The sequence below is a fragment of the Streptomyces sp. SA15 genome, assembly GCF_002291145.1.
In the GTDB taxonomy this organism is placed as follows: domain Bacteria; phylum Actinomycetota; class Actinomycetes; order Streptomycetales; family Streptomycetaceae; genus Streptomyces.
The window spans coordinates 63,706-77,341 of the sequence record NZ_NTGE01000221.1 but is presented as its reverse complement, the minus strand read 5'-3'; the positions used below and the strand labels follow the sequence as shown (position 1 = coordinate 77,341).

Annotated in this window: 15 protein-coding genes; 6 read left to right on the top strand and 9 right to left on the bottom strand. The window is 70.0% G+C overall.

All coding sequences use genetic code 11. The features are described from left to right. Positions 1 to 31 precede the first annotated feature (31 nt). The gene (locus CLM62_RS47685; protein ID WP_095756161.1) at positions 32 to 931 is read left to right on the top strand and encodes a deoxyribonuclease IV; all 900 of its coding nucleotides are present in this window, start codon (positions 32 to 34) and stop codon (positions 929 to 931) included. 6 nt (positions 932 to 937) lie between these two features. Here the strand turns inward: CLM62_RS47685 and CLM62_RS47680 are convergent, their stop codons facing one another. Further along, entirely contained in the window at positions 938 to 1,570 is a 633-nt protein-coding gene (locus CLM62_RS47680; protein ID WP_095756160.1) for a sulfite oxidase-like oxidoreductase, read from the bottom strand. A gap of 175 nt (positions 1,571 to 1,745) precedes the next feature. Here CLM62_RS47680 and bfr point away from each other — a divergent pair, with 175 nt between their 5' ends. Beyond that, entirely contained in the window at positions 1,746 to 2,225 is a 480-nt protein-coding gene (gene bfr, locus CLM62_RS47675) for a bacterioferritin (protein WP_095756159.1), read from the top strand. 28 nt (positions 2,226 to 2,253) lie between these two features. Here bfr and CLM62_RS47670 read toward each other — a convergent pair whose 3' ends face one another. Together CLM62_RS47670 and CLM62_RS47665 are read right to left on the bottom strand one after the other, a co-directional pair. Continuing rightward, positions 2,254 to 2,505 carry a (2Fe-2S)-binding protein gene (locus CLM62_RS47670; protein WP_257004518.1) on the bottom strand — a complete coding sequence of 84 codons (252 nt, stop codon included), beginning with the start codon at positions 2,503 to 2,505 and terminating at the stop codon, positions 2,254 to 2,256. 148 nt (positions 2,506 to 2,653) lie between these two features. Further along, positions 2,654 to 4,006 (bottom strand): class II 3-deoxy-7-phosphoheptulonate synthase, encoded by a 1,353-nt coding sequence (locus tag CLM62_RS47665; RefSeq protein ID WP_095756157.1) that lies wholly within the window; start codon positions 4,004 to 4,006, stop codon positions 2,654 to 2,656. Between the two features lie 95 nt (positions 4,007 to 4,101). Here CLM62_RS47665 and CLM62_RS53405 point away from each other — a divergent pair, with 95 nt between their 5' ends. Further along, positions 4,102 to 4,158 carry a trp operon leader peptide gene (locus CLM62_RS53405; RefSeq protein ID WP_143659305.1) on the top strand — a complete coding sequence of 19 codons (57 nt, stop codon included), beginning with the start codon at positions 4,102 to 4,104 and terminating at the stop codon, positions 4,156 to 4,158. A gap of 103 nt (positions 4,159 to 4,261) precedes the next feature. After that, entirely contained in the window at positions 4,262 to 6,187 is a 1,926-nt protein-coding gene (locus CLM62_RS47660; RefSeq protein ID WP_095756156.1) for an anthranilate synthase family protein, read from the top strand. Positions 6,188 to 6,287: 100 nt separating this feature from the next. On the opposite strand, the gene CLM62_RS47655 is transcribed toward CLM62_RS47660, so the two are convergent. The 4 genes from CLM62_RS47655 to CLM62_RS47640 all read right to left on the bottom strand — a co-directional run bounded on the left by CLM62_RS47655 (position 6,288) and on the right by CLM62_RS47640 (position 10,130). Beyond that, positions 6,288 to 7,316 (bottom strand): 6-phosphofructokinase, encoded by a 1,029-nt coding sequence (locus CLM62_RS47655; protein ID WP_095756155.1) that lies wholly within the window; start codon positions 7,314 to 7,316, stop codon positions 6,288 to 6,290. Positions 7,317 to 7,425: 109 nt separating this feature from the next. Further along, the gene (locus CLM62_RS47650) at positions 7,426 to 8,103 is read right to left on the bottom strand and encodes a response regulator transcription factor (protein ID WP_095756154.1); all 678 of its coding nucleotides are present in this window, start codon (positions 8,101 to 8,103) and stop codon (positions 7,426 to 7,428) included. After that, positions 8,100 to 9,323, bottom strand: a complete 1,224-nt coding sequence (gene macS, locus CLM62_RS47645) for a MacS family sensor histidine kinase (protein WP_095756153.1) — start codon at positions 9,321 to 9,323, stop codon at positions 8,100 to 8,102. The genes CLM62_RS47650 and macS overlap by 4 nt, the downstream gene beginning before the upstream one ends. A gap of 48 nt (positions 9,324 to 9,371) precedes the next feature. Next, a complete protein-coding gene (locus CLM62_RS47640) occupies positions 9,372 to 10,130 on the bottom strand; it encodes a 1-acyl-sn-glycerol-3-phosphate acyltransferase (RefSeq protein ID WP_095756152.1) in 759 nt (252 codons plus the stop codon). Positions 10,131 to 10,325: 195 nt separating this feature from the next. Between CLM62_RS47640 and CLM62_RS47635 the strand changes: the two genes are divergently transcribed. Next, positions 10,326 to 11,105: a carboxylesterase gene (locus tag CLM62_RS47635; protein ID WP_095756151.1), complete on the top strand. Its 780-nt coding sequence runs from the start codon at positions 10,326 to 10,328 to the stop codon at positions 11,103 to 11,105. After that, a complete protein-coding gene (locus CLM62_RS47630) occupies positions 11,098 to 11,733 on the top strand; it encodes a hypothetical protein (RefSeq protein ID WP_095756150.1) in 636 nt (211 codons plus the stop codon). Before CLM62_RS47635 ends, CLM62_RS47630 begins: the two co-directional genes overlap by 8 nt. An 8-nt stretch (positions 11,734 to 11,741) precedes the next feature. On the opposite strand, the gene CLM62_RS47625 is transcribed toward CLM62_RS47630, so the two are convergent. Together CLM62_RS47625 and CLM62_RS47620 are read right to left on the bottom strand one after the other, a co-directional pair. Continuing rightward, on the bottom strand, positions 11,742 to 12,494 hold the full coding sequence (locus tag CLM62_RS47625) for an endonuclease/exonuclease/phosphatase family protein (RefSeq protein WP_095756149.1): 753 nt from the start codon (positions 12,492 to 12,494) through the stop codon (positions 11,742 to 11,744). 161 nt (positions 12,495 to 12,655) lie between these two features. Then, a complete protein-coding gene (locus tag CLM62_RS47620; protein WP_095756148.1) occupies positions 12,656 to 13,609 on the bottom strand; it encodes an ROK family glucokinase in 954 nt (317 codons plus the stop codon). Between the last annotated feature and the right edge of the window lie 27 nt (positions 13,610 to 13,636).

Sequence of the window (13,636 nt, the reverse complement as noted above, 5' to 3'; positions counted from 1 at the left end):
GGTGGGGCGGGCCGCATGACACCCTGAACGGGTGAAGAGTCAGCAGTCCCGCACCGCCCCCGCCACCCCCGGCCCCTCCCGCAACCCCGTCGGCGGTCACATCCCCGTGGCCGGTGGTCTCCACTCCGTCGGCCTCACCTACGCCCACGATCTCAAGGCCGAGACCGTACAGGTCTTCGTCGCCAACCCGCGCGGCTGGGCCACGCCGGCCGGTAATCCGCGGCAGGACGAGGAGTTCCGCGCGACCTGCGCGGCCGAGTCGATCCCGGCGTACGTCCACGCCCCGTACCTGATCAACTTCGGCTCGCACACCGAGGCGACCGTGGAGAAGTCGGTGGAGTCGCTGCGGCACTCGCTGCGGCGCGGGCGGGAGATCGGGGCGCTGGGCGTGGTCGTGCACACGGGCAGCGCGACCGGCGGCCGGGACCGGTCGGTGGCGCTGAAGCAGGTGCGCGAGCACATGCTGCCGCTGCTGGACGAGCTCACCCACGACGACGACCCGTTTCTGCTCCTCGAGTCGACCGCCGGACAGGGCGCGTCGCTGTGTTCGCGGACCTGGGACTTCGGGCCGTACTTCGAGGCGCTGGACGCCCATCCGAAGCTGGGCGTGTGCCTGGACACCTGCCACATCTTCGCCGCCGGCCACGACCTGACCGGGCCGAACGGCATGCACCAGACGCTCGACCTGCTGGTGGACACGGTCGGCGCGGGCCGGCTGAAGCTGATCCACGCCAACGACTCCAAGGACGTGATCGGCGCCCACAAGGACCGCCACGAGAACATCGGCGCCGGGCACATCGGCGAGGACCCGTTCCGCGCGCTGATGACCCACCCCGCCACCGAAGGCGTACCGCTGATCATCGAGACGCCGGGCGGCAAGGAGGGGCATGCGGCGGACGTGGAGCGCCTGAAGAAGCTCAGGGACGGCTGAGGAACCTCACAGTTCCGGCCCGTCCCCCGGCTCCTCCTGGTACGAGTACCGCTGTTCCCTCCACGGATCGCCGATGTTGTGGTAGCCGCGTTCCTCCCAGAAGCCGCGGCGGTCGGCGGTCATGTACTCCACGCCACGGACCCACTTGGGGCCCTTCCAGGCGTAGAGGTGAGGCACGACGAGGCGGAGCGGGAAGCCGTGTTCCGCGGTCAGCAGTTCGCCGTCCTTGTGGGTGGCGAAGATCGTGCGCTCGGCGGCGAAGTCGGACAGGCGGAGGTTCGAGCTGAATCCGTACTCCGCCCACACCATCACATGGGTGACAGCGGGCGCGGGCGGGGCGATCTCGAGGATCGTACGGGCGGGAATGCCGCCCCACTCCGAGCCGAGCATGCTGAACTTCGTGACGCAGTGCAGATCGCTCACGACCGTGGTGTACGGCAGGGTCGTGAACTCCTCGTGGTTCCAGCAGTGCTTCTCGCCGTCCGCGGTGGCGCCGAAGACCCGGAACTCCCAGCGCTCGGGGCGGAATTTGGGGACCGGTCCGTAGTGCGTGACCGGCCAGCCGCGCTGCACTCGCTGCCCCGGCGGAAGCTCGGAGTGTGCTGCTGCTCCCGATTCGCGTTCCACCGGCTGACCCATGACTCCATCCTGACAGACCCGGGGCAGTGCACATGACCGACCCCTACCCAAAAAGGGCAATTTGGACTAAGCCTGCACTTACTTACTAAGTGAAGACTTACTGGACGATCTTTGTCGCCCGGTGCAATCATGCGGCGCAACCAGCCAGTTCCCCCGTGCGGAAGGAGCCTCTGCGATGCAGGGCGACCCCGAGGTCATCGAATTCCTCAACGAGCAGCTGACCGCGGAGCTCACCGCGATCAACCAGTACTTCCTGCACGCGAAGATGCAGGAGAACTTCGGCTGGACGAAGCTCGCGAAGTACACGCGGGCCGAGTCGTTCGACGAGATGAAGCACGCGGAGGTGCTCACCGACCGGATCCTCTTCCTGGAGGGCCTGCCGAACTACCAGCGGCTGTTCCACGTGCGGGTCGGGCAGACGGTCACCGAGATGTTCCAGGCCGACCGGCAGGTCGAGGTCGAGGCGATCGACCGGCTCCGGCGCGGCATCAAGGTGATGCGCGAGAAGGGCGACATCACATCCGCGAACATCTTCGAGTCGATCCTCGCCGACGAGGAGCACCACATCGACTACCTCGACACCCAGCTGGAGCTGGTGGAGAAGCTCGGCGAGGCGCTCTACATCGCCCAGCTGGTCGAGCAGCCGGAGAGTTAGGCAACCGGAGAGCTAGGCAACCGGAGAGCTAGGCCGCTTCTTCGAGGGCTTCGACGGTTTCCAGGCCGGAGAGCACCGGCTGGCCCTGGTCGGACAGCTCGTGGCGCGAGCACGAACCCCTGCCCAGGAGCGCCTGGATCCGGCGTACGCAAGAGCCGCAGTCCGTCCCCGCCTTGCAGGCCGAGGCTATCTGGCGGGGGGTGCAGGCACCGTCCTCCGCGTGCTTCCTCACCTGCGCCTCGGTCACCCCGAAGCAGTTGCAGACGTACACGCGGTTCACCTCCGGCCGGGAACGATATGGATGCCGTCCCGTTGATCGGTGAGGCAAACCTAACCTTACCCGGCTCGCAGGAGCCTTAAAAGTGGCGCGGGGCGTGGATCGTATGTGATCCACGCCCCACTTCATGCCTCTGTAACAGGCGATCCGCCTACTGGTCCCTGTACATCTCCGCGACGAGGAACGCCAGGTCGAGCGACTGGCTGCGGTTCAGCCGCGGGTCGCAGGCCGTCTCGTAACGCTGGTGCAGGTCGTCGACGAAGATCTCGTCGCCGCCGCCCACGCACTCGGTGACGTCGTCGCCGGTGAGCTCCACATGGATGCCGCCCGGGTGGGTGCCCAGGCCCTTGTGGACCTCGAAGAAGCCCTTGACCTCGTCGAGCACGTCGTCGAAGCGGCGGGTCTTGTGGCCGGAGGCCGCCTCGTAGGTGTTGCCGTGCATCGGGTCGGTGATCCAGGCCACGGTCGCGCCGGAGGCGGTGACCTTCTCGACCAGTTCGGGCAGCTTGTCGCGGACCTTGTCGGCGCCCATGCGGACGATGAAGGTCAGCCGGCCCGGCTCACGGTCCGGGTCCAGGCGCTCGATGTACTGCAGCGCGTCCTCGGCCGTCGTCGTCGGGCCGAGCTTGACGCCGATCGGGTTGCGGATCCGCGAGGCGAACTCGATGTGCGCGTGGTCCAGCTGCCGGGTGCGCTCACCGACCCACACCATGTGCGCCGAGACGTCGTACAGCTGCCCGGTCCGCGAGTCCACGCGGGTCAGCGCCGACTCGTAGTCCAGCAGCAGCGCCTCGTGCGAGGAGTAGAACTCGACGGTCTTGAACTCCTCCGGGTCGGCCCCGCAGGCGTGCATGAAGTTCAGCGCGTTGTCGATCTCGCGGGCGAGCTGCTCGTAGCGCTGGCCGGACGGGGACGACTTCACGAAGTCCTGGTTCCAGGCGTGCACCTGGCGCAGGTCGGCGTAGCCGCCGGTGGTGAAGGCGCGCACCAGGTTCAGCGTCGAGGCGGAGGCGTGGTACATCCGCTTCAGCCGCTCGGGGTCCGGCACGCGGGCGGCCTCGGTGAAATCGAAGCCGTTGACGGAGTCGCCCCGGTAGGTCGGCAGCGTCACCCCGTCACGGGTCTCGGTCGGCTTGGAGCGTGGCTTGGAGTACTGGCCGGCGATCCGGCCCACCTTCACCACGGGCACCGAGGCGGCGTACGTCAGCACGGCGCCCATCTGGAGCAGGGTCTTGAGCTTGTTGCGGATGTGGTCGGCGGACACCGCGTCGAAGGCCTCGGCACAGTCGCCGCCCTGGAGCAGGAACGCCTCGCCCTTGGCGACGGCCGCCATGCGGGCGCGCAGCTGGTCGCACTCGCCCGCGAAGACGAGCGGCGGATACGACTCGAGGTCCGCGATCACTGCGCGCAGAGCCTCAAGGTCGGGGTACTCAGGCTGCTGCGCCGCGGGCAGGTCTCGCCAGGTGTTGCCAGCGCTCGCGCTGGTCTTAGCGGTCACGGTCACCCGGTAAACATTACGGGGTCGTGTCCACCGATTTTCATCCCGCTCGACTGGTGAGACACGGCGGTCCCTGAGTGAGATGGGGTAAGGTGCGTCGCATGTACGCGCTTGCGACCCAGAACTGGTGGTGGACCGCTCATCCGGCGGCCCACTGACTGCGCGTACGCAAGACTTCGCGAAGGCCGCCCGAGGGGCGGCCTTCGGTGTGTCCGGGGTCGTTCCCTCTCCATCGACGAGATCGAGAAGGATCACGGACCCATGAACCTGCTGGACCTGCCGCACGACCCGCGCCCGTTCGCGCTGCTCCGCCGCCGCACCCCGGGCCGTGCCGCCGAGAAGAGCGACACGGTCGAGCTCCTGATCGGCCCCGTCACCACGTACGACCGCCTCGCCGACCTCCCCGACGAGGGCCTGGCGCTGGTGCCCTTCCGGCAGATCCGCGAGCGCGGCTTCGACGTCCGCGACGACGGGACACCGCTCGCGGTACTGACACCCGAGGAGACCTACGAGATCCCGCTCACCGAGGCCCTCGCCCAGCTGCCCGCTCATGACGTACGGGTCGAGGGCGGCGGTTTCGACGTGGCCGACGAGGAGTACGCGGAGATCGTCGGGCGCGTGCTGCGGGAGGAGATCGGGGCGGGCGAGGGCGCGAACTTCGTCATCCGGCGGACGTACGAGGGAGAGATCCCGGGGTTCGATCGCGCCGATGCCCTCGGTCTCTTCCGACGGCTCCTCGAGGGCGAGCGGGGCGCGTACTGGACGTTTGTCGTGCACACCGGCGATCGGACCCTGGTCGGTGCCAGCCCCGAGGTGCACGTGCGGATGTCCGGCGGCACTGTCGTCATGAACCCGATCAGCGGGACGTACCGATATCCGGCCGAAGGGCCGACGCCGGAGCACCTGCTCGACTTCCTCGCCGACGGCAAGGAGATCGAGGAGCTGTCGATGGTCGTCGACGAGGAACTCAAGATGATGTGCACGGTCGGCGACATGGGTGGGGTCGTGGTCGGGCCCCGGCTGAAGGAGATGGCGCACCTCGCGCACACCGAGTACGAACTGCGCGGGAAGTCCTCGCTGGACGCCCGGGAGGTGCTGAAGGAGACCATGTTCGCGGCGACCGTCACCGGCTCGCCGGTGCAGAACGCCTGCCGGGTGATCGAACGGCACGAGGTCGGCGGGCGGGGCTACTACGCGGGCGCCCTGGCGCTTCTGGGACGCGACTGCGGCGGTGCCCAGACCCTCGACTCCCCCATCCTCATCCGCACCGCCGACATCGACGCCGACGGGCGGCTGCGGGTGCCGGTCGGCGCCACGCTGGTGCGCGGCTCGGATCCGGCGGGCGAGGTCGCGGAGACACACGCCAAGGCGGCGGGGGTGCTGGCGGCTTTGGGCGTACGGCCGTCCCGGCCCCGTGAGGAACACGGGCGCCCCCGGTTGGCCGACGACCCCCGGGTGCGCGCCGCACTGGACGGGCGCCGGGCCTCGCTCGCGCCGTTCTGGCTGCGGATGCAGGAGCCCGCCACAAAGGGCGCGGAGCTGACCGGGCACGCGCTGGTCGTCGACGGGGAGGACACGTTCACGGCGATGCTCGCGCACGTGCTGCGGTCGAGCGGTCTCGAGGTGACCGTTCGCCGGTACGACGAGCCGGGGCTGCGGGAGACGGTGCTCGGGCACGAGGGGCCGATCGTGCTCGGCCCGGGCCCGGGCGACCCCTCCGACACCGCCGATCCCAAGATGCGGTTCCTGCGCGCCCTCACCGCCGAGGTGATCCGGGACAACCGGCACGGTGTGCTGGGCGTCTGCCTCGGGCACGAGCTGGTCGCGGCCGAGCTGGGGCTGGAGATCGTACGGAAGGAAGTGCCGTACCAGGGCGCGCAGACGGAGATCGACCTGTTCGGACGCACCGAGACGGTCGGCTTCTACAACAGCTTCGTGGCGCGCTGCGACGACGAGGCGGCGCGGGAGCTGGCCGCGCACGACGTGGAGGTGAGCCGGAACGCTTCGGGTGAGGTCCATGCCTTGCGCGGGCTAGGTCGCGCCGGAGGCGCGCCAATGACTGCAGTTGCCGGCGTGCAGTTCCATCCGGAGTCCGTGCTCACGCTGAACGGCGCGGCGATCGTGCGGGAGTTGGTGGGTCAGCTGCGCGGCACGAGCACGTTCCCGGAGCGGCGGCCGGTCGTGTAGTCGAGGACGTTCTTCTCCACGACTTCTCCCGTCCCGAGGTGGTATGGGCCGAATGTACGGCCCATACCCCAGGCGTGCCGGTTCAGCCGGTTCAGCCGGTTCAGCCGAAGAAGACCCCGACCTCCTCGTACAGCTTCGGATCCACCGTCTTCAGCTTGGCCGTGGCCTGAGCGATCGGGACGCGCACGATGTCCGTGCCGCGCAGGGCGACCATCGTGCCGAAGTCGCCGTCGCGGACGCAGTCGATGGCGTGCAGGCCGAAGCGGGTGGCGAGCCAGCGGTCGAAGGCGCTGGGGGTGCCACCGCGCTGGACGTGTCCGAGGACCGTCGTACGGGCCTCCTTGCCGGTGCGCCGCTCGATCTCCTTGGCCAGCCACTCGCCGACGCCGGACAGCCGGACATGCCCGAAGGAGTCCAGCGACCCGTCCTTGAGGACCATGTCGCCGTCCTTGGGCATCGCGCCCTCCGCGACGACGACGATGGGCGCGTACGACGCCTTGAAGCGGGAGGTCACCCAGCCGCACACCTGCTCGACGTCGAAGCGCTGCTCGGGGATGAGGATGACGTTGGCCCCGCCGGCCAGACCGGAGTGAAGGGCGATCCAGCCGGCGTGCCGGCCCATCACCTCGACGACGAGGACGCGCATATGGGACTCGGCGGTGGTGTGCAGGCGGTCGATCGCCTCCGTCGCGATGCCGACCGCGGTGTCGAAGCCGAAGGTGTAGTCGGTGGCGGACAGGTCGTTGTCGATCGTCTTCGGCACGCCGACGCAGGGCACGCCGTACTCGTCGGACAGGCGGGCGGCCACACCGAGGGTGTCCTCGCCGCCGATCGTGATGAGCGCCTCGATCTCCTGCTTGGCGAGGTTCTCCTTGATCCGCCGGCTGCCGTTCTCCTGTTTGAGCGGATTGGTGCGCGAGGCGCCGAGGATGGTGCCGCCGCGGGGCAGGATGCCGCGCACCGTGGGGATGTCGAGGCGCACCGTGTCGTTTTCGAGGGGGCCTCGCCAGCCGTCCCGGAAGCCGACGAATTCGTAGCCGTACTCCTGTACGCCCTTGCGGACGATGGCCCGGATGACGGCGTTGAGCCCGGGGCAGTCGCCGCCTCCGGTCAGTACTCCGACGCGCATGGAAGTGTTCCCTTCGCCGCAGTTGCCTGATGGGATCACGCTAGTAGTGGTCCAGGTCACACAGGGATGGGCGGGAACGACAATTCCGTTGCCGGGTTGCGGAGTTGATCTACTCCTCGTCGAGCCCGCGCTCTATCGCGTACCGCACGAGCTCCACGCGGTTGTGCAACTGGAGCTTGCCCAGGGTGTTCTGGACGTGGTTCTGGACCGTGCGGTGGGAGATGACCAGGCGTTCGGCGATCTGCTTGTAGCTCAGGCCCTTGGCGACCAGGCGCAGCACCTCCGTCTCGCGGTCGGTGAGCTGGGGGGCCTTGGGCTGGCCGGTGTCGGGCGCGGGTGCGGGCTCGGAGGCGAGGCGGCGGTACTCGCCGAGGACCAGGCCTGCCAGGCCGGGGGTGAAGACGGGGTCGCCCACGGCCGTGCGGCGGACCGCGTCGAGCAGTTCCTCGGTCGACGCCGACTTCAGCAGATAGCCGGTCGCGCCGGACTTCACCGCCTCCAGTACGTCGGCGTGCTCGCCGCTGGCGGACAGGACCAGGACGCGCAGCGCCGGGTTGGCGCCGACGAGTTCCTTGCAGACCTGGACGCCGGGCTTCGCGGGCAGGTTGAGGTCGAGCACGAGCACGTCGGGTGCGGCGGCCTTGGCGCGGCGCACGGCCTGGTCGCCGTCGCCCGCGGTGGCGACCACCTCGAAGCCGGACTCGCTCAGGTCGCGGGCGACGGCGTCGCGCCACATGGGGTGGTCGTCGACCACCATGACCTTGATCGTGCCCTGCTGTTCACTCATCGCCGCTCCGCCTTCCCCCGTGCCACCTGTGCGTCCTTCGGTACTTTCAGTTCGACTTCCGTCCCCTGCCCCGGCACCGAGATCACCTCGGCGCTGCCGCCGAGCTCCCGCAGCCGGCCCCGGATCGACAGGGCCACGCCGAGCCGCCCCTCCCCCTCGGCCTGCGTGAGCCGGCCCTCGGGGATGCCGGGCCCGTCGTCCCGTACGGTCACGATCACCTCGTCGGGCTCGTCCTCGACCAGGATCCACGCGCGCGCGTGCTCCCCCGCGTGCTTGCGGACGTTGTCCAGGGCGGCCCCTACGGCCGCCGCCAACTCCCGCGCGGCCGCCGGCGGCAGCGACACGGGAGCGCCGGGCTCGGCGAGGTTGACCTTCGCGGAGGCGTACGGGGCGAGCAGCGCGCGGAGATCGACCGGGCCGGAGTCGTCGGGTTCCTCCACCACTCGTACGAGTGCGCCCTCGGCCTCGTCCTCCGAGGCGCGGGAGACGGGGACCAGGCCGCCGGAGACCAGGGTGCGCAGGGCGACCTCCTGCTCGCCGGCCATCCGCCCCAGCTCGGCCGCCTCGCCGCCGATGACGGCGCCGCGCCGCTGCACCATCGCCAGCACCTGGAGCACGCTGTCGTGGATGTCCCGGGCCAGCCGCTCGCGCTCCCTGGTCGCGGCCTCGATCTCCAGGGCGCGGGCGAGGGTGCGCTCGGAGGCGCGGGCGACCTCGACGACGTAGCCGATGGCGATGGAGGCGACCCAGACGAGGATGACGTTGTGCACGGTGTCGCGGGCCGGGGCGCCGCGTTCGACCAGGTTGGCGACGGCGACCGCCGTGGAGGCGAAGGCCGCCCAGCGCCAGCCGCCCTTGACGGCGAAGGCCAGCACGGAGCCCGCCGTCCATATCGACGGCAGGGTCGGGCCGCCCGACTGCACCCGCTCGTGGGCGTCGGCGACGGGCGTGAGCAGGATGCCGACGAGGGCGATGGTGAGGTCGGCGGTGAGGAACCGCTTGGTGCAGCTGGCCGCGTTCGCGACCCTGGGGAGGGTGGCCAGGGTCCATACGGCGAGGACGGCGAAGTAGGCGACGGCGACCCAGGGGCGGGCGAACTCGTCGTAGGCGGTGACGAACAGGCCGATGGCGTACAGCATCGTCAGGACGCGATACGCGGTGAGCGCACGCCACAGCGGCTGCTCGACCGACATGCGCATCACTCGCTCGCGCTTGGCCATGCTGTCCCCCACCCCCGACCGCGGACCGTCCCGTCCTGTCCCGGACGTCTACGACTCGCGCTCCTTCGCCGCCTGATCCTTCTCCGCCTGCGCGAGGGCGGCCTTCGCCGCCTTCTCCGCTTCCTTCTCGGCCTTCGCCGCCTCCGCGATCTGCCGCTTGGCGGCGGTCGCGTAGATGTCGACGTACTCCTGGCCGGAGAGCTTCATGATCTCGTACATGACCTCGTCGGTCAGCGCGCGCAGGATGAAACGGTCGTGCTCCATGCCCTGGTAGCGGCTGAAGTCCAGCGGCTCGCCGATGCGGATGCCGGGCCGCATCAACTTGGGCATCACCTTCCCCGGCGGCTGGATCTTCTCCGTGTCGATCATGGCGACCGGGATCACGGGCGCGCCGGTGGCGAGCGCCACGCGCGCGAGGCCGCCCGGTTTGCCGCGGTAGAGCCGGCCGTCGGGCGAACGCGTGCCTTCCGGATAGATGCCGAACAGCTCACCGCGCTCCAGCACCTCTATGCCGGCCTTGATGGCCGCCTCGCCCGCGCCACGGGCGCCGGAGCGGTCCACCGGGAGCTGGCCGAGGCCCTTGAAGAAGGCGGCCGTCAGCCGGCCCTTCACGCCGGGCGTGGTGAAGTACTCGGCCTTCGCGATGAAGGTGACCTTGCGATCGAGGACGGCCGGCAGGAAGAACGAGTCCGAGAAGGAGAGGTGGTTGCTCGCCAGGATCGCGGGACCCTCGGCCGGGACGTGCTCGAGGCCTTCCACCCAGGGCCTGAAGGCAGCCTTCAGCGGCCCTCCGATGGTCACCTTCATCGCGCCGTACAACAACCGGGTGCCTCCTGTATCTGTAGATCAGACCTTAACCCGGAGCACCGTCAAAGAGCCCGACGGCCCTGGTCGGTGTCAGTGCGGTCGCGTACGGTGAGTCACACCTGGACTTTGAACCACGCCTGGACTTGAACCACACCGGACTTTGCTCACGCCCCTCTCATGAACAGGAGACCGAAGGTGCCGGTCCTGCCCGGAGCCGAGCCGTTCCGCCACGAGGGCGGGGAGACGGGTGTTCTCCTCTGCCATGGTTTCACCGGCTCCCCCCAGTCGCTGCGCCCCTGGGCGGAGTATCTCGCCGAGCGCGGTCTGACCGTGTCGCTGCCGCTGCTGCCCGGGCACGGCACCCGCTGGGAGGACATGCAGCTCACCGGCTGGCAGGACTGGTACGCGGAGGTGGACCGTGAGCTGCGCGCCCTGCGGGAGCGCTGCGCGCACGTGTTCGTGGCGGGCCTGTCGATGGGCGGCACACTGGCGCTGCGGCTCGCGGCCAAGCACGGGGACGCGGTGGACGGCATCGTGGTCGTCAACCCCGCGAACCGCATGCACGGCCTTGCCGCGTACGCCCTTCCGGTGGCCCGCCACGTCGTCCGCGCGACGAAGGGCATCGCCGACGACATCGCCAAGGAGGGCAGCGCCGAGCTGGGGTACGACCGGGTGCCGCTGCGCGCCGCGCACTCCCTGCGCGCCTTTTTCCGGCTGGTCGACGGCGAGCTTCCGCAGGTCACCCAGCCGCTGCTGGTCCTGCGCAGCGCCCAGGACCACGTGGTGCCGGCGGCCGACTCGGCGCGCGTGCTGAGCCGTGTGTCGTCGACGGACGTAACTGAGATCGTGCTGGAACAGAGCTACCACGTCGCGACGTTGGACAACGACGCGGACCGGATCTTCGAGGAGAGCCTCACGTTCATCGGCCGGCTCGCATCCGCCATCGGCAAGGAAGGGACGGCCGCACGTGGCTGAGCACGACTCCGACCGCGAGAACCGCGAGGACCGCGAACCGGACGAGCAGCACGTCCCCTTCGACGAGGACGCCGCCTGGGCCGCGATCGTCGCGGGGTACGGCGAGGAGCCGGCGGACCCGCCCGGCGCAAAGCCTTTCAAGTCGGTCGAGGACCTGGCGCTGCTGGAGTCCGAGACGAACGACGAAGGGCCCGAGGAGACCGAAGAACCCAAGGATTCCAAGGGTTCGAAGGGTTCGAAGGACTCCAAAGACTCCAAGGACTCCCGGGGAGACGGGCCCGCGAAGCCGCTGGGCGGATCCGTCTCCTTCGCGCCCGGTGTCGGCCCCCGCGACTACAGCGCGCCCGAGCCGACCGAGGAGGACTTCGACGAGAACGACGAGGGCCACTTCGTACCGCCGGAGCCGCCGCCGCTGCCCGCCGCCGACACCACCGCGAAGTTCGCCTGGCTGGGCGTGCTCGGCGGGCCGATACTGCTCCTGCTGGCGGTGCTGCTCGGCTGGGAGATGACCTGGTGGCTGGCCACGGTCGGCATCGGCGGCTTCCTCGGCGGCTTCGCCACGCTGGTGATGCGGATGCGGACGGACGACGAGGACGACGACGAACCGGGGCGCGGGGCGGTCGTCTAGGCCGTCGTTCAGCCGGCCGGAATTCTGAGGGCGGCCAGGACCGGAAGGTGGTCCGTGGCTGCCCTCAAGTCGCTCTCCGCCACTCCGGGCTGTCCCAGAGGCACCCCGCAGCCCAGTACCTCGATGCCCTTCGTGGCGAAGATCGCGTCGATGCGCTGATGAGGGTCGGTGCGCGTCCAGGTGTACTCGCTGCCCCAGGGGGCGGTGGCCCAGCAGTCCTGGAGGCCCTCGGTGAGACGGGCGAAGGTGCGGCCGCCGGGGCGTTCGTTGAGGTCGCCGCCCGCGACCGCGTGCTCCACGCCCATGCCGGCGAGCCGGTCGAGAAGCATGCCGGCTTGGTCGTACCGCTCGTCCTTCTGCAGTGAGAGATGGCAGCTCAGCACGCCGAGCCGGGCGCCGCCGAAGCGTACGACCGCGGTCGCGAAGCCGCGCCGGTGCAGGCCGGGGGTGAGCGGCAGCAGGACGTCCTCGGTGCGTTCGACGGTCGCCCGCAGCGAGCAGAGGATCGCCGGGCCCGCGGCTGTGCCGCCTCCGGTGAGGATCACCTGGGCGGACGCCGCGGCGAGCCGTGCCAGCTTTTTGCGCCAGCGGAAGAAGCGGGGGGCTTCCTGCAGGAGAACCAGGTCGGGGGTGCAGGCGCTGATGACACGGGCGAGGGCGGTGGTGTCGTCGCGCATCGAGCGGATGTTGTAGCTGAGGACGCGGATGACTGCGGAACCTTCGGGTTCCGTGCGGGAGGTTGGGAGCGGGGGCGTCACCATGCCGTCAAGATAGTCGTGACCGCGCGTTGGAGGCACCCGAAAGGTCGTTCGTCGACTGCGGGTCTGTTGTGGCTGATCGCGCCCACGCGGCGGAGCCGCATGATGTTGCAGTCCCGCGCCCCAAAAGGGGCGCGAAGACTGCCGTACGTCGAAAGTCGCCGTTACATGATCGGGTCGGGCTCCCGCGCCAGGTCCGCCGCCCCCACCAGCCCGGCCTTGTTGCCCAGCTGGGCGGCGATCACGTCGGCGACCGGGCGCCAGTTGCCGCCGACCAGCCAGCGCTTGTAGGACTTGCGGATCGGGTCGAGGACCAGGTCGCCCTCGTCGGAGAGGCCGCCGCCGACGATGAAGGCGGAGGGGTCGAAGAGGGAGGCGAGGTCGGCGAGGCCGGCGCCTGCCCAGCGGGCGAGCTCACGGTAGGAGTCGACGGCGACCGGGTCGCCCTGGCGGGCGGCCATGGAGATGTGCTTGCCCTCGATGCCGTCGGGGCTGCCGTCACCGAGGGACAGCAGCACCTCGGCGCGCTCGGGGGTGGCGTTGGCGCGCTGCCGGGCGTATCTCACCAGCGCGCGCCCCGACGCGTACTGCTCCCAGCAGCCCTGCGAGCCGCAGCCGCACAGCAGGCCGTCCGGGACCATGCGGATGTGGCCGAACTCGGCGGCCACTCCGAAGTGGCCGCGGCGCAGCTTGTTGCCGATGATGATGCCGCCGCCCAGGCCGGTGCCGAGCGTGATGCAGATGACGTTGCGGTGGCCCTTGCCGGCGCCGAACTTGTACTCGCCCCACGCGGCCGCGTTGGCGTCGTTCTCCACGACGACCGGGAGGCCCACGCGGGCCTCGACCTTCTCCTTCAGCGGCTCCTGGCGCCAGTCGATGTTGGGCGCGAAGTAGACCGTGGAGCGCTGCCGGTTGACGTATCCGGCGGCGCCGATACCCACGCCGACGATCTCGTGCCCGGCGCGCGCGCCCTCCACCGCCGAGGCGATGGCGTCCACGATGGCCTCGGGTGTGGTGGGGGTCGGCACCTTGAAGGTCGAGAGGATGTTGCCTTCCTCGTCGACCACGCCGGCCGCGATCTTCGTGCCGCCGATGTCGACGCCGATGGTGAGTCCCATGAATCCCTCAGTTTCGGTCGAGCCCCG

Bases quoted from the DNA above. Each gene is read 5' to 3' on its own strand.
- CLM62_RS47680 (WP_095756160.1), bottom strand. From the start codon at position 1,570: ATGGGTCAGCCGGTGGAACGCGAATCGGGAGCAGCAGCACACTCCGAG.
- bfr (WP_095756159.1), top strand. From the start codon at position 1,746: ATGCAGGGCGACCCCGAGGTCATCGAATTCCTCAACGAGCAGCTGACC.
- CLM62_RS47660 (WP_095756156.1), top strand. From the start codon at position 4,262: ATGAACCTGCTGGACCTGCCGCACGACCCGCGCCCGTTCGCGCTGCTC.
- CLM62_RS47655 (WP_095756155.1), bottom strand. From the start codon at position 7,316: ATGCGCGTCGGAGTACTGACCGGAGGCGGCGACTGCCCCGGGCTCAAC.
- CLM62_RS47650 (WP_095756154.1), bottom strand. From the start codon at position 8,103: ATGAGTGAACAGCAGGGCACGATCAAGGTCATGGTGGTCGACGACCAC.
- macS (WP_095756153.1), bottom strand. From the start codon at position 9,323: ATGGCCAAGCGCGAGCGAGTGATGCGCATGTCGGTCGAGCAGCCGCTG.
- CLM62_RS47640 (WP_095756152.1), bottom strand. From the start codon at position 10,130: ATGAAGGTGACCATCGGAGGGCCGCTGAAGGCTGCCTTCAGGCCCTGG.
- CLM62_RS47625 (WP_095756149.1), bottom strand. From the start codon at position 12,494: ATGGTGACGCCCCCGCTCCCAACCTCCCGCACGGAACCCGAAGGTTCC.
- CLM62_RS47620 (WP_095756148.1), bottom strand. From the start codon at position 13,609: ATGGGACTCACCATCGGCGTCGACATCGGCGGCACGAAGATCGCGGCC.